Origin of the sequence: Janthinobacterium sp. MP5059B, from assembly GCF_001758645.1 — a bacterium.
Lineage (GTDB): Bacteria > Pseudomonadota > Gammaproteobacteria > Burkholderiales > Burkholderiaceae_D > Janthinobacterium > Janthinobacterium lividum.
Genome location: NZ_LRHX01000006.1, coordinates 1,266,524 through 1,285,849 on the forward strand (window position 1 = coordinate 1,266,524; position 19,326 = coordinate 1,285,849).

At 62.7% G+C, this 19,326-nt stretch carries 24 protein-coding genes; 10 read left to right on the plus strand and 14 right to left on the minus strand.

The features are described 5' to 3' along the window. Positions 1 to 5 precede the first annotated feature (5 nt). Positions 6 to 206, minus strand: a complete 201-nt coding sequence (locus JAB1_RS28740; protein WP_071653326.1) for a KTSC domain-containing protein — start codon at positions 204 to 206, stop codon at positions 6 to 8. Between the two features lie 226 nt (positions 207 to 432). Between JAB1_RS28740 and JAB1_RS10310 the strand changes: the two genes are divergently transcribed. Continuing rightward, positions 433 to 1,311 (plus strand): EamA family transporter, encoded by an 879-nt coding sequence (locus tag JAB1_RS10310; RefSeq protein ID WP_070279760.1) that lies wholly within the window; start codon positions 433 to 435, stop codon positions 1,309 to 1,311. Positions 1,312 to 1,464: 153 nt separating this feature from the next. Further along, positions 1,465 to 1,872, plus strand: coding sequence for a cytochrome c family protein (locus JAB1_RS10315; RefSeq protein ID WP_083299659.1), 408 nt, complete (start codon positions 1,465 to 1,467; stop codon positions 1,870 to 1,872). A 182-nt stretch (positions 1,873 to 2,054) separates the two neighbouring features. Here JAB1_RS10315 and JAB1_RS10320 read toward each other — a convergent pair whose 3' ends face one another. Further along, positions 2,055 to 2,318 carry a DUF378 domain-containing protein gene (locus tag JAB1_RS10320; protein ID WP_199534280.1) on the minus strand — a complete coding sequence of 88 codons (264 nt, stop codon included), beginning with the start codon at positions 2,316 to 2,318 and terminating at the stop codon, positions 2,055 to 2,057. Between the two features lie 321 nt (positions 2,319 to 2,639). Here JAB1_RS10320 and JAB1_RS10325 point away from each other — a divergent pair, with 321 nt between their 5' ends. Continuing rightward, a complete protein-coding gene (locus JAB1_RS10325; RefSeq protein ID WP_083299660.1) occupies positions 2,640 to 4,028 on the plus strand; it encodes a methyl-accepting chemotaxis protein in 1,389 nt (462 codons plus the stop codon). A gap of 35 nt (positions 4,029 to 4,063) precedes the next feature. On the opposite strand, the gene JAB1_RS10330 is transcribed toward JAB1_RS10325, so the two are convergent. From JAB1_RS10330 to JAB1_RS10340, 3 genes are read right to left on the minus strand one after another with little or no spacing between them, the layout of a single operon-like run. Continuing rightward, positions 4,064 to 4,540 carry a GNAT family N-acetyltransferase gene (locus JAB1_RS10330; RefSeq protein ID WP_343215985.1) on the minus strand — a complete coding sequence of 159 codons (477 nt, stop codon included), beginning with the start codon at positions 4,538 to 4,540 and terminating at the stop codon, positions 4,064 to 4,066. 55 nt (positions 4,541 to 4,595) lie between these two features. Further along, positions 4,596 to 5,168 (minus strand): helix-turn-helix transcriptional regulator, encoded by a 573-nt coding sequence (locus tag JAB1_RS10335; RefSeq protein WP_070279762.1) that lies wholly within the window; start codon positions 5,166 to 5,168, stop codon positions 4,596 to 4,598. Positions 5,169 to 5,222: 54 nt separating this feature from the next. Beyond that, a complete protein-coding gene (locus JAB1_RS10340; RefSeq protein ID WP_034786119.1) occupies positions 5,223 to 6,125 on the minus strand; it encodes a LysR family transcriptional regulator in 903 nt (300 codons plus the stop codon). Between the two features lie 107 nt (positions 6,126 to 6,232). On the opposite strand from JAB1_RS10340, the gene JAB1_RS10345 reads away from it, so the two are divergent. Together JAB1_RS10345 and JAB1_RS10350 are read left to right on the plus strand one after the other, a co-directional pair. Beyond that, a complete protein-coding gene (locus JAB1_RS10345; RefSeq protein WP_070279763.1) occupies positions 6,233 to 7,315 on the plus strand; it encodes a YeiH family protein in 1,083 nt (360 codons plus the stop codon). Between the two features lie 106 nt (positions 7,316 to 7,421). Then, positions 7,422 to 8,063, plus strand: coding sequence for a LysE family transporter (locus JAB1_RS10350; RefSeq protein ID WP_070279764.1), 642 nt, complete (start codon positions 7,422 to 7,424; stop codon positions 8,061 to 8,063). Here the strand turns inward: JAB1_RS10350 and JAB1_RS10355 are convergent, their stop codons facing one another. After that, positions 8,064 to 8,831, minus strand: a complete 768-nt coding sequence (locus tag JAB1_RS10355; protein WP_070279765.1) for an alpha/beta hydrolase — start codon at positions 8,829 to 8,831, stop codon at positions 8,064 to 8,066. 85 nt (positions 8,832 to 8,916) lie between these two features. On the opposite strand from JAB1_RS10355, the gene JAB1_RS10360 reads away from it, so the two are divergent. After that, positions 8,917 to 9,675: a helix-turn-helix transcriptional regulator gene (locus tag JAB1_RS10360; RefSeq protein ID WP_070279766.1), complete on the plus strand. Its 759-nt coding sequence runs from the start codon at positions 8,917 to 8,919 to the stop codon at positions 9,673 to 9,675. Here JAB1_RS10360 and JAB1_RS10365 read toward each other — a convergent pair. From JAB1_RS10365 to JAB1_RS10400, 8 genes are all read right to left on the minus strand, one after another. Further along, the gene (locus JAB1_RS10365; RefSeq protein WP_254672029.1) at positions 9,672 to 10,367 is read right to left on the minus strand and encodes a CatA-like O-acetyltransferase; all 696 of its coding nucleotides are present in this window, start codon (positions 10,365 to 10,367) and stop codon (positions 9,672 to 9,674) included. The genes JAB1_RS10360 and JAB1_RS10365 overlap by 4 nt on opposite strands. 129 nt (positions 10,368 to 10,496) lie before the next feature. After that, on the minus strand, positions 10,497 to 11,366 hold the full coding sequence (locus JAB1_RS10370; protein WP_070279768.1) for a hypothetical protein: 870 nt from the start codon (positions 11,364 to 11,366) through the stop codon (positions 10,497 to 10,499). A gap of 140 nt (positions 11,367 to 11,506) precedes the next feature. After that, positions 11,507 to 11,902: a DUF5071 domain-containing protein gene (locus JAB1_RS10375; RefSeq protein WP_070279769.1), complete on the minus strand. Its 396-nt coding sequence runs from the start codon at positions 11,900 to 11,902 to the stop codon at positions 11,507 to 11,509. A 29-nt stretch (positions 11,903 to 11,931) separates the two neighbouring features. After that, the gene (locus tag JAB1_RS10380) at positions 11,932 to 13,152 is read right to left on the minus strand and encodes an MFS transporter (RefSeq protein ID WP_070279770.1); all 1,221 of its coding nucleotides are present in this window, start codon (positions 13,150 to 13,152) and stop codon (positions 11,932 to 11,934) included. Between the two features lie 168 nt (positions 13,153 to 13,320). Further along, positions 13,321 to 13,632 carry a pentapeptide MXKDX repeat protein gene (locus tag JAB1_RS10385; protein ID WP_070279771.1) on the minus strand — a complete coding sequence of 104 codons (312 nt, stop codon included), beginning with the start codon at positions 13,630 to 13,632 and terminating at the stop codon, positions 13,321 to 13,323. A 188-nt stretch (positions 13,633 to 13,820) separates the two neighbouring features. Continuing rightward, on the minus strand, positions 13,821 to 14,591 hold the full coding sequence (locus tag JAB1_RS10390) for a molybdopterin-dependent oxidoreductase (RefSeq protein WP_070279772.1): 771 nt from the start codon (positions 14,589 to 14,591) through the stop codon (positions 13,821 to 13,823). Positions 14,592 to 14,602: 11 nt separating this feature from the next. Beyond that, positions 14,603 to 15,199 carry a cytochrome b/b6 domain-containing protein gene (locus JAB1_RS10395; RefSeq protein ID WP_070279773.1) on the minus strand — a complete coding sequence of 199 codons (597 nt, stop codon included), beginning with the start codon at positions 15,197 to 15,199 and terminating at the stop codon, positions 14,603 to 14,605. Further along, positions 15,199 to 16,005: a DUF1223 domain-containing protein gene (locus JAB1_RS10400; protein ID WP_070279774.1), complete on the minus strand. Its 807-nt coding sequence runs from the start codon at positions 16,003 to 16,005 to the stop codon at positions 15,199 to 15,201. The genes JAB1_RS10395 and JAB1_RS10400 overlap by 1 nt, the downstream gene beginning before the upstream one ends. A gap of 131 nt (positions 16,006 to 16,136) precedes the next feature. On the opposite strand from JAB1_RS10400, the gene JAB1_RS10405 reads away from it, so the two are divergent. The 4 genes from JAB1_RS10405 (at position 16,137) to JAB1_RS10420 (ending at position 19,257) form a co-directional block, all read left to right on the plus strand. Then, positions 16,137 to 16,733, plus strand: a complete 597-nt coding sequence (locus JAB1_RS10405; protein ID WP_070279775.1) for a sigma-70 family RNA polymerase sigma factor — start codon at positions 16,137 to 16,139, stop codon at positions 16,731 to 16,733. Then, positions 16,730 to 17,377 (plus strand): DUF1109 domain-containing protein, encoded by a 648-nt coding sequence (locus JAB1_RS10410; RefSeq protein ID WP_070279776.1) that lies wholly within the window; start codon positions 16,730 to 16,732, stop codon positions 17,375 to 17,377. Before JAB1_RS10405 ends, JAB1_RS10410 begins: the two co-directional genes overlap by 4 nt. Before the next feature lie 118 nt (positions 17,378 to 17,495). Then, the gene (locus tag JAB1_RS10415; RefSeq protein ID WP_070279777.1) at positions 17,496 to 18,995 is read left to right on the plus strand and encodes a DUF4331 domain-containing protein; all 1,500 of its coding nucleotides are present in this window, start codon (positions 17,496 to 17,498) and stop codon (positions 18,993 to 18,995) included. 13 nt (positions 18,996 to 19,008) lie between these two features. Beyond that, positions 19,009 to 19,257, plus strand: a complete 249-nt coding sequence (locus JAB1_RS10420; protein WP_070279778.1) for a hypothetical protein — start codon at positions 19,009 to 19,011, stop codon at positions 19,255 to 19,257. Positions 19,258 to 19,326 lie beyond the last annotated feature (69 nt).

Sequence of the window (19,326 nt, forward strand, 5' to 3'; positions counted from 1 at the left end):
TCCGATTAGCATTGGTATCGGTCTTTGATGTGCTCATTGTAGTAAATACCCTTGGAGTAGGCACGCATGAACGCAGCATGCACATTTGCAGGTACTCGGCAAAAATCATAACTATGCCCCTGCTGGAATTGGATACGCATGCGAGCTGTTTGCTCGTCGTAACCAATTGCAACAATGGCGCTGGAATTTACCCGGACCATTTGCATGGCAGCTCCCGAAAGTGTTAAGACTCAAAATGGCAAAGGCTGTTCGATTAGGAGCGGCGAATTCTGACCATTCGTAAACAATTCCGCAACTGTAGCGTATTTTGCAACATGATATAGAAAAAGAAGCCGCGATGCACCAGTCATGTCAGCAACTACCTCGTTAAATTTCCTCGGCTTACCAATCTGCCAGCGACTGCCAGCCTCAGGCATATTAGAATACCGTCCCATGACCTCCCCCGCCTCGACCTCCGCCCTTCCCGACAGCATCCTGCTCCCTTCCCTGGCCGTACTGGGAGGGCAAATTTCCGTCAATCTGGGGGCGGCGATTGCGAAGAATCTGTTTCCTGTCATTGGCGTGGAAGGGATTACGGCGTACCGGGTGGGGTTTTCGGCGCTGATACTGCTGGCCATCTTCCGGCCGTGGCGCTATCGGCTGACGCGCAAGGATGTGCTGAACTTGCTGGTCTATGGTTCCGTGCTGGGGTTGATGAACTTGCTGATTTACCGGGCGTTTGCGCTGATACCGATCGGTATCGCCGTCGCCATCGAGGTAACGGGGCCGCTGGCGGTGGCCATGCTGTCATCGCGCCGTCCGCGCGATTTGCTGGCGGTGGCGTGCGCCGTGTTCGGCTTGTATTTACTGTTACCGCTGCAAGGCAGTCCGGGCAGCCTGGACCCCATCGGCGTGGCGTATGCGCTGGGAGCGGCGCTGTGCTGGGCGCTGTATATCATCTTCGGCAAGCGCGCCTCTACCTTGCAAGGCGGACAAGCCGTAGCCTGGGGCATGACGGTGGCGGCCATGGTGACGGTGCCCATCGGCGTCGCGTATTCGGGCTCGGCCCTGCTGGCGCCATCGATTGCGCTGATGGGCCTGGCCATTGCCATGCTGTCCAGCGCCCTGCCGTACTCTCTGGAAATCTTTGCCCTTCGCCGCTTGCCGCAAGGCGTGTTCGGCATGTTCAGCAGCGCGGCGCCCGCCGTCAGCGCGCTGGCCGCCATGGCCGTACTGGGAGAGCTGCTGAGCCTGACCCAGTGGCTGGCCATCGCCTGCATCGTGTTTGCATCGGCCATGGCGGCGCTCGGCGCACAGGGTGGCAAGCGCTAGCGGCATTCAGGCCATCCCGTATCGATTCCTGCGCGCTTCCTGCAGCTATTCCTGCACTGCTGCCTGGCATCACTGCGCCGCTGACGGACAGGTTTTGGTGCCCGCCTGTAAAATACGTCATTGCTTGCCATATCGTGCACTTCCGCCTCACCGATGACCTATCCATTTCTTTTTCGCTGGTTCTCCCCTCTCGCCGCCGCAGCCGTGCTGCTGGCGCCAGTCGTCACCGCACAGGCGGCCGCTCCTGCCGCACTCACGGGCAACGCCGAAGCGGGCAAGGCAGCCTTTCGCAAGTGCGCCTCTTGCCACCAGGTGGGGCCATCGGCGCGCGGCGGCTTCGGCCCCAAGCTGACGGGCGTGATCGGCCGCAAGGCTGGCTCCACCATCGACTATAAATACTCGGCGGCCATGAAAAACGCGAATATCGTCTGGACCGAGCAAAACCTGGCCGGCTTCCTGAAAGCACCGAGCGATTTCATTCCTGGCAATAACATGCGCTTCTGGGGCATCGGCAACGCCCAGCAAGTGGCCGACTTGCTGGCCTATCTGCGCACGCAGTAAGCGCATGCAATAAGCACATGCAATAACGTCAGCGTCCAAGCTGGCCGAGCGCCAGCCTGGACGCAGGCTGGCACATGCACGCGCACAAGGCGGCATCGGGCCCGTGACGCCAGATCAAATTCCCGGCGCTTGCAGCACGCCCTTCCGCTTCTTGTGCGCGCCTCCTAGTCGCGCAGACGATTCTAGGGCTTGGCTGGCAGCTTGCGCACGCACAGATAGATGGAATACAGCGCCGCCAGCCCCACCAGCACGTACACGCCGCGCGACGCCGTCGACATGGCACCGAGGATGCGGGCCACGATATCGATATCGAACAAGCCCACCAGCGCCCAGTTCAAGCCGCCCACGATCAGCAGGATCATCGAGATCCAGTCCACCACGTTCAGGCGCTTGGCCGTCATTTCCTCATTTGCCGCACCGTCCGATCCTGCCTGGATATTCGCCATGTCAGCCTCCTGTGAATAAGAAGAAAGACCCGCCGCCGGGTCCGTGCAAGGAACAGTGTAGACGCGGCGCCGGCATGCGCCAGTCGGACGATGCCGGGTATCGAGGTAGGATGCGTCTGCAATACGGCGGGTGATTTTATCTGGCAACATGCCATGCCGCTGTTGCTAAACAGGCAGTGACTAATTCCAATATGGAAATATTTATAGATTACTTAGTACCGCGCTGCTACACTCATTTCACCCCGGCAACTTCAGGGGACAAGCGCCGCGTCATGCCGCAGGCATGGGAACCGGCCACCATGGGACAACAGCTGAGGGGACATGAATATTTCAAACATACGTATCGGTGTGCGCCTGACCACAGGCTTTTTGCTCACTTCGCTGTTACTGGCCGTGGTGGTGGTCATCAGCACATGGCAGCTGTCGGCGGTAAGCGGGGAAATCGACAGCAGCGTGAACCAGCGCTATGCGCGCATCGCGCAATTGCAAGCCACGCGCAACAGCACGCAGGAACAGCCGGCCCTGCGCGAGCTCGACCAGCAGATCGCCACGCAATCGGTGCAGATGCGCACGGCGGCCGAGGCGGCCATGGCCCGCGCGCACGATACCAGCGTGCTGATCATCGCGCTGGGCCTGGTCGGCGGCGTGTTGAGCCTGGCGACGGCCTGGTTCATTAGCAGCGGCATCGTGCGTCCCTTGCGGCATGCCGTCAAAGTGGCGCGCAAGGTGGCCGGCGGCGACTTGAGCGAGCATATCCGCGTCGATTCCCGCGATGAAGTGGGGCAACTGCTGCAAGCCCTGAAAGACATGAATGCCAGCTTGATCACGATCGTGGGCGAGGTGCGCGGCGGCACGCACGAGATCGCGGGCGCCTCGGGAGAGATTGCCGCCGGCAACCTGGACTTGTCGCAGCGCACGCAGGCGCAAGCCAGTTCGCTGGAGCGCACGGCCGCCTCAATGGACGAGCTGACTGGCACCGTCAAGCAAAATGCCGATAACGCACGGCAAGCCAATCAGCTGGCACAATCGGCCGCCGCTGTGGCAGGCAAAGGGGGGACGGTCGTGGCGCAAGTGGTCGATACCATGAGCTCGATCAACGCTTCCTCGAAAAAGATCGTTGACATCATCGGGGTCATCGACGCCATCGCCTTCCAGACGAATATCCTGGCCCTGAATGCCGCCGTGGAAGCGGCGCGGGCCGGAGAACAGGGGCGCGGTTTTGCCGTCGTGGCCGCTGAAGTGCGCACCCTGGCCCAGCGTTCTGCCGGCGCGGCAAAAGAAATCAAGCAGCTGATCGGCGACTCCGTCGAGCGGGTCGATGCAGGCGCCCGCCTGGTCGACACGGCCGGCGCCACCATGCGCGAGATCGTGGCCAGCGTGCACCGCGTTACAGACATCATGGGCGAGATCAGCATGGCCAGCGGCGAGCAATTGTCCGGCATCGAACAAGTCAATGCCGCCATCGTGCAGATGGAACAGGTGACGCAGCAAAATGCGGCCCTGGTGGAGCAGGCATCGACGGCGGCGGCCAGCATGCAGCAGCGCGCCACGCTACTGTCAGGCACGGTGGGCATCTTCAAGCTGAGCCGCGACCAGGTGTCAGCCCAGGCCGTGCACGGCATCAGCCTGGTAGTCGGACAGGCTGCGCACGCCATTTCCGCGCCAGCAAACCTGTCTGCCGCAAGCGTTAGAGCGCGGCTGAAAGCCTGAGTTCCCCCGGCCATCGCAGCGCCGCCATAGAATCGCTATAGCTGCTTATACATTATGGTGGTGGCGTCCAGCCGGTCGCCGGCCGGCGCCAGCGCATAGCCGGGGATGCTGCCGGCCACCACATAGCCGAGCGACAAGTACAGCGGTTCCGCGTGGTCGCTGCTGCGCGTATCCAGGGTCAGCAGGCTGCGCGGCAAGAGGCGCGCCTGTTCTTCCAGCGCCTGCATCAGCTGGCGCGCAAGGCCGCGCCGGCGGAATGCGGGCGCGACCAGCAGCTTGCGCACTTCGGCCCGGTGTGCCTGGTTCGGATTGGTATCCCAGTCCAGCTGCACGGCGCCCGCCACCTGCCCGTCCACCTCGGCCACCAGCAACAGGCGCACGCCGCGCGTGACAGCCGGCAAGACGTTATCCGTCCAGAACGCCTGGCTGGCCGCCGTGTCGAAGGGCAAGATAAAACCGATGCTGGCGCCGTCGTGCACGCAGTTTTGCAGCAAGGCCCCCAGTTCCGGCAAGCGGTCACGTATATCAGTGGATGAAAAATGGCGTAGCGATACGGGCATGGCGACCTCAGACAAGAAAGAGAAAATAGCGGGCGCCGCTATCCGGCGGCGTCGTAAACGCGCTGGGCCCATGCAGCTGGTAGCGCAGGCAGTCGCCGGCCAGTAAATCGTGGGAGCGGCCGTCGACGGTCACGTTCAGCTTGCCTTGCTGCAGCAACAAATGGTGTTCCATGCCGGGCCGGGGCGAGGCCGCGTAGGCGATCGTCACGCCAGCGCCCAGCTCGCATTCGAGCGCTTCGCCGGCCAGCGCGCGCGCCGGGGGCGAGACGGAGCGGCGGATAAAGCCCGTGTCCGGGTCGCTCCACACGCTTTGCTCGGCCCGCCGCAGCATGGCGGGAAAGTCGTCTTCCACCATGCGCAGCAGGCGCGACATGGTCAAGCCATATGCGGCGCACAGCTTGCCCAGCACGCTTGTCGTCGGGCTGACTTCGCCGTTTTCCAGGCGAGACAATGTCGCGCGGCTGACCTGGCTGGCACTGGCCAGCTGGTCCAGCGACCAACCCCGCTCCACGCGCAACTGCTTTAAACGGGCCGCCAGCCGCTGTTCCGTATCGCTTTCTACGAATGTTGAATTTTCCATATCTGAGAATTTATTCCCAATATGGAAAACAGTCAAGCTGTTTGCCTGATCCCGCTAGCCCGCCATGCGTGTGGCGTGGCGGCACAGCTCCAGGAAACCAGCCAGGCGCGGGGAAAGGATTTTCCTGGACTGGCGGATCAGATAGAAATTGCGCTCCAGCGGCGGCAGCATGGTTTCCAGTTCCACCAGTTGCCCGCTGGCCAGCAAATCGGCCACGACGACGCGCGACAGGCAGGCGATGCCCAGCCCCGCCGCCGCGCCATATTTGATGGCTTCCGAATTGCTGAACTCGCCCGCGGCGCGCAGATAGTGCAGATACGGCACCAGCGCCTGCTCCACGGCTTCGCGCGTGCCCGAACCCGCTTCGCGCAACAGCCAGCCCGCCTGGTTCAGCTCCGTAAAGCTGAGCAGATGGCGCAATTGCGCCAGCGGATGCGTGGGCGCGGCCACGATCAGCATCTGGTCCGTCAGCCACGGCTCCACCAGCAAGCCCGCTTCGTGGCACGGCCCTTCGATCAGGCCGATATCGACACGGAACTCCGCCACGGCGGCGGCGATGTCGGCCGTGTTGGCAATCGTCACTTGCGGAATGCTGCGCCCGTATTGCTGCGCCGCCAGCGCCAGTATCTGCGGCAGCAAATAGATGCCGATAGTGGTGCTGGCGCCGATCTGCAGGCTGACGGGCACGGACGGGTCGGCGCCCGCGAACTGACGCTCGATGCTGGCGGCCCCGTCGCGCATCTGCCGCGCCTGTGGCAATAGCAGGCGGCCATTGTCGTTGAGCAGCAAACGCTTGCCTACACGGTCGAACAGTTGCGCTCCCAACAAGGCTTCCAGTTCATTCAGGGCCGCGCTGGTGGCCGATTGCGACAGCGCAATCAACTCGCCGGCCGCACTGGTGCTGCCCGTATCCGCCACGGCGAGGAAAATCTGCAGTTGCCGCAAGGTCAACGCCATTTTATCTACCTATCTAATCGGTTAAAGATACAAAAACAATCCGTTTTACCATTTAATCGACGAACTGTACAGTCATGTCATACGAACCAGGAAACACGGAGTACGGTATGTCATCCCTCTCAACAAGCAACACAACAAGTTTCAGCGACCGCTATGGCCGCCTTCTCCCCGGCCTGCTGCTCAGCGGCGTGATCGCCTGGGGCGCCATTCAACTGGGCCAGCTGGAATGGATGCAAAGCCACGGCATGAGCGCCCTGACCCTGGCCATCATGCTGGGCATTGTGCTCGGCAATAGCGTGTATGGCCGCCTGGCGCCCACGTGCGGCGCGGGCGTGACCTTTTCCAAACAGACATTATTACGGCTCGGCATCATCCTGTATGGCTTTCGTTTGACCTTCCAGGATATCGGGCAGGTGGGCTTGGCCGGCATCGCCATCGACGCGCTGGTGCTGGCATCCACGTTTGGCCTGGCCATGTTTCTTGGCACCACCGTATTCAAGCTGGAACGCAACAGCGCCATCCTGATCGGCGCGGGCAGCTCGATCTGCGGCGCGGCGGCCGTGATGGCGACCGAGCCCGTCGTCAAGGGTCGCAGCGAAGATGTCACCGTGGCCGTCTCGACCGTCGTGGTCTTCGGCACCATCGCCATCTTTTTGTATCCCTTGCTGTACCAGCTGAACCTGGGCTGGCAGGTTCTGGGCGCCACGCCCACCGCCTTTGGCGTCTACATCGGCTCGACCGTGCATGAGGTGGCGCAAGTGGTGGCGGCCGGAAAGTCGATCGGGCAGGAAGCGGCGAATGCGGCCGTGATCGCCAAGATGGTGCGCGTGATGATGCTGGCGCCCTTCCTCGTCATCCTGTCGGCGGTGCTGGCGCGCGGCAAGGCCAAAGGTGGCAACAGCGGCCACGACAAGGCCACCAAGCTGGCCATCCCCTGGTTCGCCTTCATCTTTATCGGCGTGGTGGCATTCAATTCGCTGGGCCTGCTGCCAGCGGGAACAGTCGCCACCATCACCGAGCTCGACACAGTCTTGCTGGCCATGGCCATGGCTGCCCTCGGCTTGACGACGCACATGTCGGCCATCCGCCGCGCCGGCATCAAGCCCCTGCTGCTGGCCGGCCTGCTGTTCTGCTGGCTCATCGCCGGTGGCGCCGCCATCAACCATGTGGTCGCCAGCCTGTTTGCTTAAGGCGCAGCTTGATACAAGCCGGGGCCGCTGACGCGGGAGTCGAAAACTTCGTACAATATATGTGTTTTGACTCTCAATCCGGCTTCGGCCCCACCCAGGAACACCCATGCATCTCTCGAACTGGCTGCTTTTCTGCAGCGTCGCCCTGCTCGTCACGTTTTCTCCCGGTCCGGCCGTCTTGCTGGCCATCTCGAACGCCATCGCTGTTGGCCCGCGCCGCGCAATGATCAGCAGCTTGGGCAATGGTTTTGGCTTGTTCATCATTTCCGGCGTGGCCATGGCCGGCATGGGCGTCGTGCTGGCCACCTCGGCCACGGCCTTCATGCTGCTGAAGCTGGCTGGCGCCCTGTATCTGGTGTACTTGGGCATCAAGCAATGGCGCAGCAAGACCAGCGTCGTGGCCGATGCGCCCGTGGTGGCCGGCACGGCGAATCCGAATTCGTTCTGGAAACTCTTCCGCCAGGGCTTGACTGTCGCGCTGACCAATCCGAAAGCGATCCTGTTCTTCTCGGCACTGTTCCCGCAATTCATCACGCCGGGCGAACCGGTGGCCATCCAGTTCACCGTGCTGACGACTTCGTTTGTCGCCTGCGCCATGCTGGCCCACCTGTTCTACGCCAACCTGGCGCGCCTGCTGAAAACCCAGCTGGCCACGCCGGGCCGCGCCAAGCTGTTCAACCGCATCACGGGCGGCGCCTTCGTCTTGCTGGGCCTGAGCCTGCTGCGCCTGCGCGCCAAGGCGGCGTAACTAGTTTTTTTCCTTCAAAAACGCCTCGATGCTGGCCGCCAGGGCCAGCGGTGTTTCATTCATCGGATAGTGTCCCGCATTGCCCAGCACCTCCAGCCGGGCTTGCGGGTACCACGACAGATACGTGCGGCGCATCAGGGCCGCATCAAAGCGAGGGTCATGCTCCCCCACCAGCGCCAGCAACGGCAATTCCACGCGCGCCGCCTTGATTTCTTCACTGAAATCCGTCTCGCTCCACGCGAGGAAATACGCGGCAAAGGCGGCTGGATCCGAACTTTCCCACGAATACTGTGCCTTCCAGTCCAGCCAGGTGGCTGGCAAGCGCCCGCCCGTGCTGCGGTCGATGATGGCGCGCCGCGCCGCCACGCTATCGGCGGCCGCGAGAAACGTCGCGCGGGCGGCCGCATCGAAGGCCACGCCGCAGCAGGGCACGGGCGCCACGGCCACCAGTTTGCGCAGGCGCAAGGGGGCCAGCAAGGCCAGCCGTTCCAGTGCCATGCCCCCCATGGAGTGGCCTACCACGCTGAAAGTGGCAAAGCCGAGCGCATCGGCCAAGGCCAGCGCGTCGCGGGCGACCTCGTCCATCGAATACTCACCCTCTGCGCCACGCATGCCGCCATAGCCGCGATTGTCCATGAAGACATAGCTGAAAGCGCCGCCGTCGAGACCCGCTTCCATCGGGGAAAAAGCGTTGGCGTCGCCAAACCAGCCGTGCAGGACGATGACGGCGTGCGGGCCATGGCCCACGCGATGACATGTGTTGTGCATGTTCACTCCTGAAAAGAGTGTGATGGTAAGCGGACGGCAAGCGGCCCGCTTTCGATGCCAGGTCAACTACTGTAGAGTATGGGCCATGGATAATTTTTATACGGAAGTACCGCGTCCATTGATCGCCACGGCACGCGACTATGCTTCTGGCGCAATGTTTCCCAGCCACAGCCATGCGCGTGGGCAATTTGCGTATGCAGCACGCGGTGTCATCAGCGTGCACACGCCGCAAGGCAACTGGCTGGTGCCGCCGCAACGCGCTTGCTGGGTACCTGCCCAGCTATTCCACGGCATGCGCATGCATGGCGCCGTGACCATGCACAACGTGTTTATCGACGCACCTGCCATCGCCGGGATGGGCTTGCCGTCCCACTGCCAGGTACTGGACGCTTCGCCGCTGCTGCGCCAACTGCTGGCCGAGGCCGTGACGGTCGATGGTTTGTATGCGGAACAATCGCGGGCCGGACGGCTGATGGCCTTGCTGCTCGATGAAATTGCCGCCGCCAGGCCACTGCCCCTGAGCGCGCCTCTGCCGCAGGAACCGCGGCTGGCACGGCTGTGCATGGACTTGCTGCGGCAACCGAGCCTGGACAGCAGCCTGGATGCGATGGCGGCGCAGGCCGGCATGAGCCGGCGCACCTTTACGCGCCAGTTCCGCGCCCAGACGGGGCTGGCCTTTGCCCAGTGGCGCCAGCAAGCGTGCCTGCTGGCGGCCATCGCGCGGCTGGCGGACGGGCAAGCCGTCACCCGCGTGGCGCTCGACCTCGGCTATGCCAGCCCCAGCGCCTTCACGGCCGCCTTCCGCCGCGTGCTAGGCCAGGCACCCAGCGATTATTTAGCCTAGGACATGATGGCAGCGATGCGCTGCGACAATGCCTGCGCCAGTTTCTGCACATGGTAGCCATCGACAAATCCATGGTGGGCTTGCGCGGAAAACGGTATGCGCATGCGGCCGTCCGCTTGCGCGGGGCCGAACTTGCCCCAGGTAAAGGTCGGTATGTCGGCGTCGCGGTGACGGTGGATCGGGTGTTCGATGGCCGCCAGCTCCAGCCATGGCAAACAGGTGATAAAGATATTGTTGCGCTGCTCGCGCTCACTTTCGCCCTCGCCCGTATTGATCAGCGCGGAACTGGCTTCGGCAATGCGCTTGGCTTCCAGGCTGCGCGCGATGAACAGGTCGAGCTGGTCCGTCATCGCGAAACGCGTGTAATTGAGGTTTTCATCGCCGTTGATGACGGTGTACGAAGCGGGAAAATCGTCGATCCGTATCACCTCGCCCTGATAGATGCGGTACATGAAGTTGTCGATGTCCCTGACCGTATTGAGCAGGCAAAACAGGAAAAAGTGAAACACGGGAATTTTCCGTTCCCTGCACCAGGGCCGGAAATCCGGCACGTCGAGCTGGAAATTGATGTTGACGAGGGGATTGTCAAACGCCCGGAACAAGTCATAGCGGTCGCGCCGCTTTTCAAAATTTTTCATGCGGCGAGTGTAGACGATGGGAGTGCTGGCGGGCAAGTCATGCCATAGGCGCATGGAATGTTTTTTTAATATTCGTTATTCGACAGTAAATGCGTTTTCATTCTTTATCTGAATTTGGCCACCGACCGGGATAAGCCGGTCGCAAGCCTCCCCGTATCGGGAGGCTTATTTCCGCCGGAATTACTACGCTTGATTAATCTCGTCATCTATCATATTGGCGAACAGGTCGAAACTCAGGATGCCCGTGCCGATGCATGAAAATACTGTCGTACCCGCCGCATCCTTGATCGTCAGTCTCTCGGTCCAGTCATTCTGATTCATGCACTTGAGGCTGGCGCCAGGCCAGGTGACGCCGTCCACATGCAAGCCCTGCGCAGACAAGGCCAGTTCCTGTGTCTTGAAATTCAGGAAATTACCGAACAAGCGCTTCTTGTACATGTCGCCGCTGCTGATATAGCGGAAAGTCACGCGCTCACCGTCCGCCAGCTGCTGCTTCAAGACGGGCATGCGGTATTCCAGGTAACGGGAGCGAAATTCGTCCATGAACTCGTCAAAGCGCTTGAGTTCTCCGGTAGCCCATATCCAGGGCTGGTCGGCGCCCGTGCGGTAGGCCAGGTTATTGATCATGCCGGTCATGGCGGTGGAACCGCCGGCAAACAGATACAGGTCTTCGATATCGGCAAAGGCGGCGTAGCTGCGAATGCCGTTCAATTCATGCACCACACCGTCTTCATGCAATTCAAAACGGCTTTTCCGCCGCTTGAGCATTACCGCGCGCATGACCAGTACCAGAACGGCGAGCAGCAATAGAAAAGCCGCCGTGCCATAAAGAATAGTCAAATTGCTGTGCGTACCCAGCTTGGCGCCATTACGCAAGGTCATGGCCTGCGTATCGGTCAGTGTTTTCTGAGGGATGGTCGTGCTCAGGTACAAGACAAAACCTGCCACTGCCGCCAGGATCGCCGCAAATACCGCAAACAGCATAGGCACCGTCTTGCCATGAAAATACACGGCGAGTGCTTTATTGGTTTGCGGGATACTAAAATTGCCCATGTAATCTTCCTGTTAAATGATAGGGAGGGTTTTACAACCCGAAGATCGAAATTTATTCGGCCCGGATTGTCTCCTATCTATTACAGGAATGGCCACACGCACGCACACTCAATACTGATTTCTTACAATAATGACCCTGATTACTGGCCGGCCACAGTTATTATCTGGTATTGCAGAATTTCCCGGGCCACCTCGGCCACGCCTTCTTCCAGTTCTCCCATTGTCGGTGCATGGGCGAAGCGTTGCAATTCCCCGTCCAATTCGAATGCGAGCTCCCGTGAATGGCGCACGATGCCCTGCAACACAAAGTACTTCCAATGTTCGTCATTACCGGCCAGCACCGTTTTTATATAGGGTGCGAGGCGCACACCGATGCCGGCCAGGTACGGCAGGAGCACGCCGGCCACGGGCCAATTGACATCTTGCATCCATTCCAGTATCTGCGGCATGGCTGGACGGACTTCCTCCCAGCTCAAGGCGATCAGGGCTTGCGCGTTCCGCGTATCGTGTTTATCGCGTGGCAATGGCAGGTGCATGCAAGGCGTTCCTGTATGGTTGATCCGTGTCATGCGGGGCCACCGTGCGCCAGGCCCCGCTGCACCTTCCACGCCAGCGGCAAGGTCAGCAGCAATACGGCTGCCAGCGCCAGCAGGGCTGTGGGCACGCTCGTCCGGTCGCCCAGCGCGCCGAACAGCACGGGCGACAGCGCCCCACCGCCGATGCTGCCCGTGTAGAACAGCGCGAACGCATGCTCTCGCTTGCCGGGCTCTGCCAGTTCCGGCACCACGCCGTACAGCACGGACGAGGTGCCATTGAGCGCCAGCCCCAGCAAAGGCAGCATGACCATGATGCCGGCCAGCGGCAGCCACAGGCCCGCCACGATCAGCAGCGAGGTCATCGATTCCGTCAGCCATACGGTCTTCATCATGCCGATGCGCGCACCCAGGTAGCCGCACAGCAACTTGCCGAAGGCGCCGCCCACGAACAGCAGCGATAAGGCCACGCCAATGCCGGCCGTGCCCGCGCCCTTGCTTTTCAGCAGGAATGGCAAAAAGGTCAGAAAACCCATGCGCACGGCGCTGTCCAGGGTGCCCGTGGCCAGCAAGGCGCGAAAACTTCCCTTGGAGCCGCTGCCGGCGATGCTCTTGCCCGCCTTCTTCGCGCCCGCCTGCAGCTCGCCCGGTTTCGGCAGCAGCCACCACAGCAAGCCGGCAGCCGCCAGGCCCAGCAAACCCAGCAAGGAGACGCTGGCTTGCCAGCTGCACACCAATAACAGCAAGCCCACCAGCGCGGGAATCAGGGTCTTGCCGATATCGCCGGCAAAGTTGTAGTGCGACAGCGCTTCCTTCACGCCCCCGCCCGCCTCGTGCGTGTCCGTGACGATGGACGAGGCCAGCGGATGCTGGGTGCTGGCGCCCAGGCCGCCCAGCAGCAGGGCGAACAGCAGCACGGCCAGTCCGCCTGCCTGCCCCGCGATCAGGTAGGCGACGCCGGCCAGTGCCGTGCCGCCCACCAGCATGCGTTCGCGCCCCCAGCGCTTCGCCAGGCGGCTGGCCAGCAACTGGAAACCGGCCATCATGCCCGAGTAGGAACCGCGCAACAGGCCCACCATGGCGTAACTGATGGCAAACTGCGCCTGCCAGATGGGCAGCAGCACATAGATCACGTCCGTCAAGCCGTCATGCACGGCATGCGCGCTGCAGGCGGCGAACAGCGAGCGGCGGCGGATCGATTTGTCGGAGGGGGGTGTTTCGGGGGAAAGCGCGGCAAGCGATGGTTCGGTCATGATTCTGCAAGCGGGGGAAAACGCGAGGCAGCCAGCTTACACCAATTGGCTGCTTCGCATCTTGAAGCGCGGCAAGAATAATAGTATTGCAAGATTAACATGACGCAAACGCAGGGGAAGCGCAAGCCAGGCCCGGCGCCCCCACGCAGGCGGCGCCGGACGCCCGTATTACTTGGCCATCGCATCCTTGGCCATGCCATCCTTTTTCATGTCATCCTTTTTCATGTCATCCTTCTTCATGCCGTCTTTTGCCATGGCATCTTTCGCCATGCCATCCTTGGCCATGTGGTCCTTCTTCATGTGCTTCTTCGCCATCGGCTTGTGCATGCCGTCCTTGCCCATGGCATCCTTGTGCATGGTATCGGCCGAGGCGTCCTTGGCCATGGCGTCTTTCTTCATGGCATCCTGGGCGAACGCGGCGCCCGACATGAGGATGGCGGAAGCGAGGATGGCGGCGAAGGTGGTGATCGTGGTTTTCATGATAAGTCCTTGTCTCTGGGTTAGTTGGGCAAATGCCCGGTGTGAAAGCGACTGCGGTGCTACGGGTGCTGCTTGCTGATAAATAATAGGAAGGCCGGGAGGTGGTCAGGGCCAGGCGCATTGCCGCAGGCAGTACGATTAGTACGACAAGGCAATGCAACGCCGCACTGGCCGCCTCTCCGGCCGTCCTAGGAACCGCCGAACCAGTTGTAGCCCTGATTCTCCCAATACCCTCCCGGATACGTATTCGTGACGAAAATGGCCTGGATGTGCTTGGGATTCTTGTAGCCCAGCTTGGTCGGCATGCGCAGTTTCATCGGGTAGCCGTACTTGGGCGGCAATTCCTGGCCGTCGTAGCTCAGGGCCATGATGGTTTGCGGATGCAGGGCCGTGGCCATGTCGATGCTGGTGAAATAATCGTCGGCGCACTTGAAGCCGATGTATTTCGCCGTCGTGTCGGCGCCGACCCGCTTCAGGAAGTGGGAAAACGGCACGCCGCCCCACTTGCCGATGGCGCTCCAGCCTTCCACGCAGATGTGGCGCGTGATCTGGGTTTCCTGCGGCAAGGCGCGCAGCTGCGGCAGGATCCACGGCTTCCTGTCGGCGATCAAGCCGCTCAACTCCAGGCGCCAGGCGTCGCCATCGACTTCTTCCACTTCATCTTCGCCGTAATACGCGTTGAAGGGAAACGGCCGCGTGATCATGGAGTCCGGGTAGGTCGGCGCCAGTTTGGTCGGGTCGAACAGCCAGCCCTGTACCCTGTCGTTGAAGCGCGACACGGCCGTCAGGGCTGTCTCGATGCCGGACGGGTCGCTGACGTTGCAACCCGTCAGCAGTGACAGGCCGCCCAGGGTCAGGCTGCGTTGCAGGAACAAACGGCGCGACGGCTGCTTGATCTGGCGCAAGGCATCGTCCAGCATGGCCTGGCCCTGCCTTGCCACGAGGATGGTTTTTTTCATGATCGTCTCCTTCAGCGGCCGCGCAGCATGGCGACCAGGGTGCGCGGCACCAGCGCCACCATCAGCAGGTGCACGCCGACAAAGCCCGTCAGCAGCGCCATGGCGATGAAGTGGACCCTGCGCGCACTCTCGTAGCCGCCGATCAGCTCACGCAGGAGGGGAAATTGCACGGACTTCCACAGCACCAGGCCGGACAGCACCAGCACGATGCAGTCGAGCATGACGAACAGGTAGGCGGCGCGCTGCACCATGTTGTAGTGGCGCGGATCCGCATGGGCCAGCTTGCCTTTCAGGGCAGCCATAAAATCGGCCAGCAGCAAGCGCGGCGTCAGGGGAAAGAACTGGCGCCGCAGCCGTCCCGAAACGATGTTAATCGCCAGATACAGCAAGCCATTGGCCACCAGCAGCCACATGGCGGCGAAATGCCATTGCAGGGCGCCACCCAGCCAGCCGCCCAGGGTCAGCGCGCGCGGCAGCTCGAAGGGGAAAAATGGCGCCGCGTTATAGATGCGCCAGCCGCTGGTGGCCAGCACCACGACGGCCACGGCATTGAGCCAGTGCGTCAGGCGCAGCCAGGCGGGGTGGATCACGCTCGCTTGTCCGTTCATCACATCACTCCCTTCGCGCAGGATGCCGTGCTGACGGCTTGCAGGATGGCGCTGCTGTCGGCCCGCTGCACGAAGGCGACCACTTGCAGCTGCTCCGGACGCCAGCTGGCGGGCAGGTTGACTGCGCGGCGCAGCTGGGCGCGGCCTTGCGCCAGAGACACCGGCCCCAGCCACAGGCGTACGGCTGCATCGTGATGCAGGGTGGCGCCGCGGTTTTCGCCGCGCAGCACTTTCGAGACGATGGCGCTTTCGCTGATGGCCACGTACAGCTGGCCGCCCGTCTGTGCGTCCGGCGCGCTGGCATTGGCTTCAAGCAATAATTTTCCACCAGGCCCCGGCGTGGCGGACAGGCTGACATTGACGGGTGCGGCGGTCGCGTTGATGCGGCGGATGGCGGCCGGCAGCTGCGTATCCCAACTGCGCAATTCCGTGCCGCCCACGAAAAACTGCGGCGTGTAGGCCACGTGGCGCGGCTGGTGGCGCAGCAGTTCGGCCTGGCGCGCATCGAATTGCGCCTGCGCCAGCGGGTCCGTCCAGCCGATCTGGTCCCAGTAGGTGACGTGCAGGGCCAGCGGCACGATCAGGCTGGCCGAGCCCGCTTCCTTGCGCAAGGCGCTCAGGCGCTGGTCGGCGGGCGGGCAGCTGGAGCAGCCTTCGCTGCTGTACAGCTCCACCAGCGCCGCCGTCTGCGGCCCGCTTTGCACGGCGCAGCGCTGGCCGGCGGCCAGCTGCGCCATGGCCGGGGATGCCAGGACCGTGCCCAGCACGGGGAAAAGCAGTGTTGCAAGGCGGTGCTTGATGTCCATGGTCTTTCACCGGTATATTGAATTAAGAAGCGTGCTTGCCAGTCAATTCGCCGCCGCAGGCCGATTGGTTACAGCCGCCAGCAAAATAATCCGGGATTTATTTTTTTCAATGCCTGTCACCAAAGGCCTGCATGCAACGAATACCTGTAAGCGAACACCTGCATGGCACGGAATTGCGGCTGCATGGCTTGATGCTGCGCGGGCTCGATGGCGATGCGGCGGCCTATCGCAGTTTCTTGCAAGCCACCAGCGGCCATTTGCGCGCGTTCCTGCGGCGCCGCCTGCAGCGCTGGCCGGACGAGGTGGAAGACCTGGTGCAGGAGTGTTTGCTGGCTATCCACAACCAGCGTCTGACGTACGATACGGGCGTGCCGCTGACGTCGTGGATCCATGCGATCGCGCGCTATAAATTGATCGACTGGCTGCGCCGGCATGCGCGGCGCGAGGCGCAGCACTTGCCGTATGACGAAGAAGATGGCGCGCAGGAACTGTTTTCCAGCGCCGACGCCGAGGCGGCCGAAGCGAGCCGCGACCTGGGCAAGCTGCTGGCCAGCTTGCCGGCACAGCAGCGCGACGCCATCGTGCATACCAAGCTCGACGGCTGGTCCGTGCGCGACACGGCGGCGGCCATGCAGATTTCGGAAGCCAGCGTCAAAGTGGCCGTGCATCGCGGCTTGAAGGCACTGGCGGCCAATTTAAGAACAGGCAATGAAGGGATTGCACCATGAAAACCGATGACTTGATCGCCATGCTGGCCAGCGGCCCCGACGTGGCTGCCGCGCCGCCACCGGGCGCCCGCTGGCGCGCCGCAGGCACTTTGGGCGCCGGCCTGCTGGCCAGCGTGGCGCTGATGGCCGTCCTGCTGGGCGTGCGGCCCAACCTGGAACAACTGGCCCAGCTGCCCGATTTCTGGATCAAGGTGGGCTTTGTCGTCTGCCTCTGCCTGGCGGCCTGGCATGTCAGCCGCCGCCTGTGCCTGCCAGGCGCCGCCACGCGCGCCCTGCCCTTGCTCATCGCCATGCCCCTGCTGCTGATGTGGGCGCTGGGCGCCATCATCCTGCAGGAAGCCCCGCCCGAGCAACGTGCCGAGCTGTTCTGGGGCGCCACCTGGCGCAGCTGCCCCTTGCTGATCGCGCTGCTCTCGCTGCCCATCCTGGCCGCCGTGCTGCGCCTGATGCGCCAGCTGGCGCCCACGCGCCTGCGCTTGGCGGGCGCCGCTGCCGGATTTGCCGCCGGCGGCATGGCCGCGCTCGTGTATTGCCTGCACTGCCCGGAGCTGGCGGCCAGCTTCGTCGGCTTCTGGTATGTGCTGGGCATGCTGGTGCCGACCGCCATCGGAGCGGCCATAGGGCCGAAAGTGCTGGCCTGGTAAGCCAATGACATCCTTTTCCCAGGAGTGAATCCGTTTTCTTCTTCCGCGCGTACAAGTGAGGCAGCCTGCAGTTTCTTGGACTTGTCTGTCAACGCTAACAAAAATCGGGAGAATCGAAATGTCTTTGTCACACTCGAAAACCGCACTGGGCGCCGCACTCCTGGGCAACCTGCTGGCCTTGGCGATCGCGCCAGCGGCCTATGCCTCCAGCCACCGCGAAGCGCCATTCATCACGCAAAACCCGAAAGTCGACGCCACCGACTTCTACATGTTCCGCAGCTATGAAGCGGGCCGCGGGGCCTACACCACGCTGGTGGCCGACTATATCCCCCTGCAAGACGCCTACGGCGGCCCGAACTACTTCGCCATGGACCCCGCCGCCCTGTACGAAATCCATATCGACAACAATGGCGACGGCAAGGAAGACCTCACCTTCCAGTTCCGCTTTACCAACACCATCAAGGATGGCCAGTTCACCGTGGGCGGCAAGAAAGTCTCGATTCCACTCGTGATCAACGGCGGCGCCATCGATTCCGTCAACCCGGCCGGCCTGAACGTGCGCGAAACCTACAGCGTGACGCTGGTGCGTGGAGACCGCCGCACGGGCACGAGGAGCGCCGTCACCAACGCCAGCGGCGGCGGCACGACCTTCGACAAGCCCGTCGACAATATCGGCAACAAGGCCATCCCCAACTACGCCGCGTATGCCGCGCAGCATGTGTACGCCGTCAACATTCCCGGCTGCGCCACGCCGGCGCGCCTGTTCGTCGGCCAGCGCAAGGACCCGTTCGTCGTGAATTTGGGCGAAACGTTCGACTTGATCAACATCAAGGCGCCCGCCACGGAGTTTGCCGCGAATGCGGAGTCCGCCGCCAAGGATGACCTGGCGCGCAAGAACGTCACGGCCATCGAGATGGAAGTACCGACCACCTGCCTGACGGCCGGCAGCGATCCTGTCATCGGCGGCTGGACCACGGCCAGCCTGCGCCAGGGCCGCCTGCTGAACCCGGCGCCGGGCACGGCCACCACGGCGTCGAAGGAAGGCGGCGCGTGGGTGCAAGTGTCGCGCCTGGGCATGCCGCTGGTGAATGAACTGGTCATCGGCCTGAAGGACAAGGACCGCTTCAACGCCAGCAAGCCATCGGGCGACGCGCAGTTTGCCGACTACGTCACCAACCCCACGGCGCCGGCCCTGGTGGAAGTGCTGTTCGGCTCGGCAGGCGCCAAGGCACCCACCAACTTCCCCCGCAACGACCTGGTGGCCACCTTTTTAACGGGCATCAAGGGCGTGAACCAGCCCGTCACCGTGACGGCGTCGGAAATGCTGCGCCTGAACACCTCGATCGCGGCCACCAATGTCGGCGCGCAAAACCGCCTCGGCGTCATCGGCGGCGATAACGCGGGCTTTCCGAACGGCCGCCGCCCCGGCGACGACGTGGTCGACGTGGTGCTGCGCGTGGCCATGGGCAAGCTGTGCACCCTGAACATCGGCTGCGCCCCGGCCGATGCCCCGGCTGGCACCCTGCACTTCACGGATGGCGCCTTCCTCGACGAAACCGCGTTCACGGCAGGTTTCCCCTACCTGAAAAATCCCGTGGCCGGTTCGCCGCAGCTGTAACGAGGAGAATGCGATGAAAAAGCTCCATGCAATCAGCGCCCTGGCGCTCACGGCCATGCTGGCCGGCTGCGGAGGCGGCGGTAGCAGCCACGGCGGCGACAACGGTGACGGCGGTGTCAACCCTCCGCCCGTGGTCTTGCTCGACGCCTTCTATGTGGCCGTCAGCAACGTCATTCTGACCACCAGCGATGACAAGGACGGCGTCGCCATCGACGCCATCATGGCGACCTCTCCGGAAAATACGGAGCCGGTACCGCTGTAACGCGCAGTAAGCAAGCGCGGGCGCCGGAGACCACGTTCTCCGGCAGCCCGCCCTTGCTGCCCCACTCCA

Excerpts from the sequence above, each read along its gene's own strand:
- JAB1_RS28740 (WP_071653326.1), bottom strand. The coding sequence starts at position 206 with ATGCAAATGGTCCGGGTAAATTCCAGCGCCATTGTTGCAATTGGTTAC.
- JAB1_RS10310 (WP_070279760.1), top strand. The coding sequence starts at position 433 with ATGACCTCCCCCGCCTCGACCTCCGCCCTTCCCGACAGCATCCTGCTC.
- JAB1_RS10315 (WP_083299659.1), top strand. The coding sequence starts at position 1,465 with ATGACCTATCCATTTCTTTTTCGCTGGTTCTCCCCTCTCGCCGCCGCA.
- JAB1_RS10320 (WP_199534280.1), bottom strand. The coding sequence starts at position 2,318 with ATGGCGAATATCCAGGCAGGATCGGACGGTGCGGCAAATGAGGAAATG.
- JAB1_RS10325 (WP_083299660.1), top strand. The coding sequence starts at position 2,640 with ATGAATATTTCAAACATACGTATCGGTGTGCGCCTGACCACAGGCTTT.
- JAB1_RS10335 (WP_070279762.1), bottom strand. The coding sequence starts at position 5,168 with ATGGAAAATTCAACATTCGTAGAAAGCGATACGGAACAGCGGCTGGCG.
- JAB1_RS10340 (WP_034786119.1), bottom strand. The coding sequence starts at position 6,125 with ATGGCGTTGACCTTGCGGCAACTGCAGATTTTCCTCGCCGTGGCGGAT.
- JAB1_RS10345 (WP_070279763.1), top strand. The coding sequence starts at position 6,233 with ATGTCATCCCTCTCAACAAGCAACACAACAAGTTTCAGCGACCGCTAT.
- JAB1_RS10350 (WP_070279764.1), top strand. The coding sequence starts at position 7,422 with ATGCATCTCTCGAACTGGCTGCTTTTCTGCAGCGTCGCCCTGCTCGTC.
- JAB1_RS10355 (WP_070279765.1), bottom strand. The coding sequence starts at position 8,831 with ATGCACAACACATGTCATCGCGTGGGCCATGGCCCGCACGCCGTCATC.
- JAB1_RS10360 (WP_070279766.1), top strand. The coding sequence starts at position 8,917 with ATGGATAATTTTTATACGGAAGTACCGCGTCCATTGATCGCCACGGCA.
- JAB1_RS10365 (WP_254672029.1), bottom strand. The coding sequence starts at position 10,367 with ATGCGCCTATGGCATGACTTGCCCGCCAGCACTCCCATCGTCTACACT.
- JAB1_RS10370 (WP_070279768.1), bottom strand. The coding sequence starts at position 11,366 with ATGGGCAATTTTAGTATCCCGCAAACCAATAAAGCACTCGCCGTGTAT.
- JAB1_RS10375 (WP_070279769.1), bottom strand. The coding sequence starts at position 11,902 with ATGCACCTGCCATTGCCACGCGATAAACACGATACGCGGAACGCGCAA.
- JAB1_RS10380 (WP_070279770.1), bottom strand. The coding sequence starts at position 13,152 with ATGACCGAACCATCGCTTGCCGCGCTTTCCCCCGAAACACCCCCCTCC.
- JAB1_RS10385 (WP_070279771.1), bottom strand. The coding sequence starts at position 13,632 with ATGAAAACCACGATCACCACCTTCGCCGCCATCCTCGCTTCCGCCATC.
- JAB1_RS10390 (WP_070279772.1), bottom strand. The coding sequence starts at position 14,591 with ATGAAAAAAACCATCCTCGTGGCAAGGCAGGGCCAGGCCATGCTGGAC.
- JAB1_RS10395 (WP_070279773.1), bottom strand. The coding sequence starts at position 15,199 with ATGAACGGACAAGCGAGCGTGATCCACCCCGCCTGGCTGCGCCTGACG.
- JAB1_RS10400 (WP_070279774.1), bottom strand. The coding sequence starts at position 16,005 with ATGGACATCAAGCACCGCCTTGCAACACTGCTTTTCCCCGTGCTGGGC.
- JAB1_RS10405 (WP_070279775.1), top strand. The coding sequence starts at position 16,137 with ATGCAACGAATACCTGTAAGCGAACACCTGCATGGCACGGAATTGCGG.
- JAB1_RS10410 (WP_070279776.1), top strand. The coding sequence starts at position 16,730 with ATGAAAACCGATGACTTGATCGCCATGCTGGCCAGCGGCCCCGACGTG.
- JAB1_RS10415 (WP_070279777.1), top strand. The coding sequence starts at position 17,496 with ATGTCTTTGTCACACTCGAAAACCGCACTGGGCGCCGCACTCCTGGGC.
- JAB1_RS10420 (WP_070279778.1), top strand. The coding sequence starts at position 19,009 with ATGAAAAAGCTCCATGCAATCAGCGCCCTGGCGCTCACGGCCATGCTG.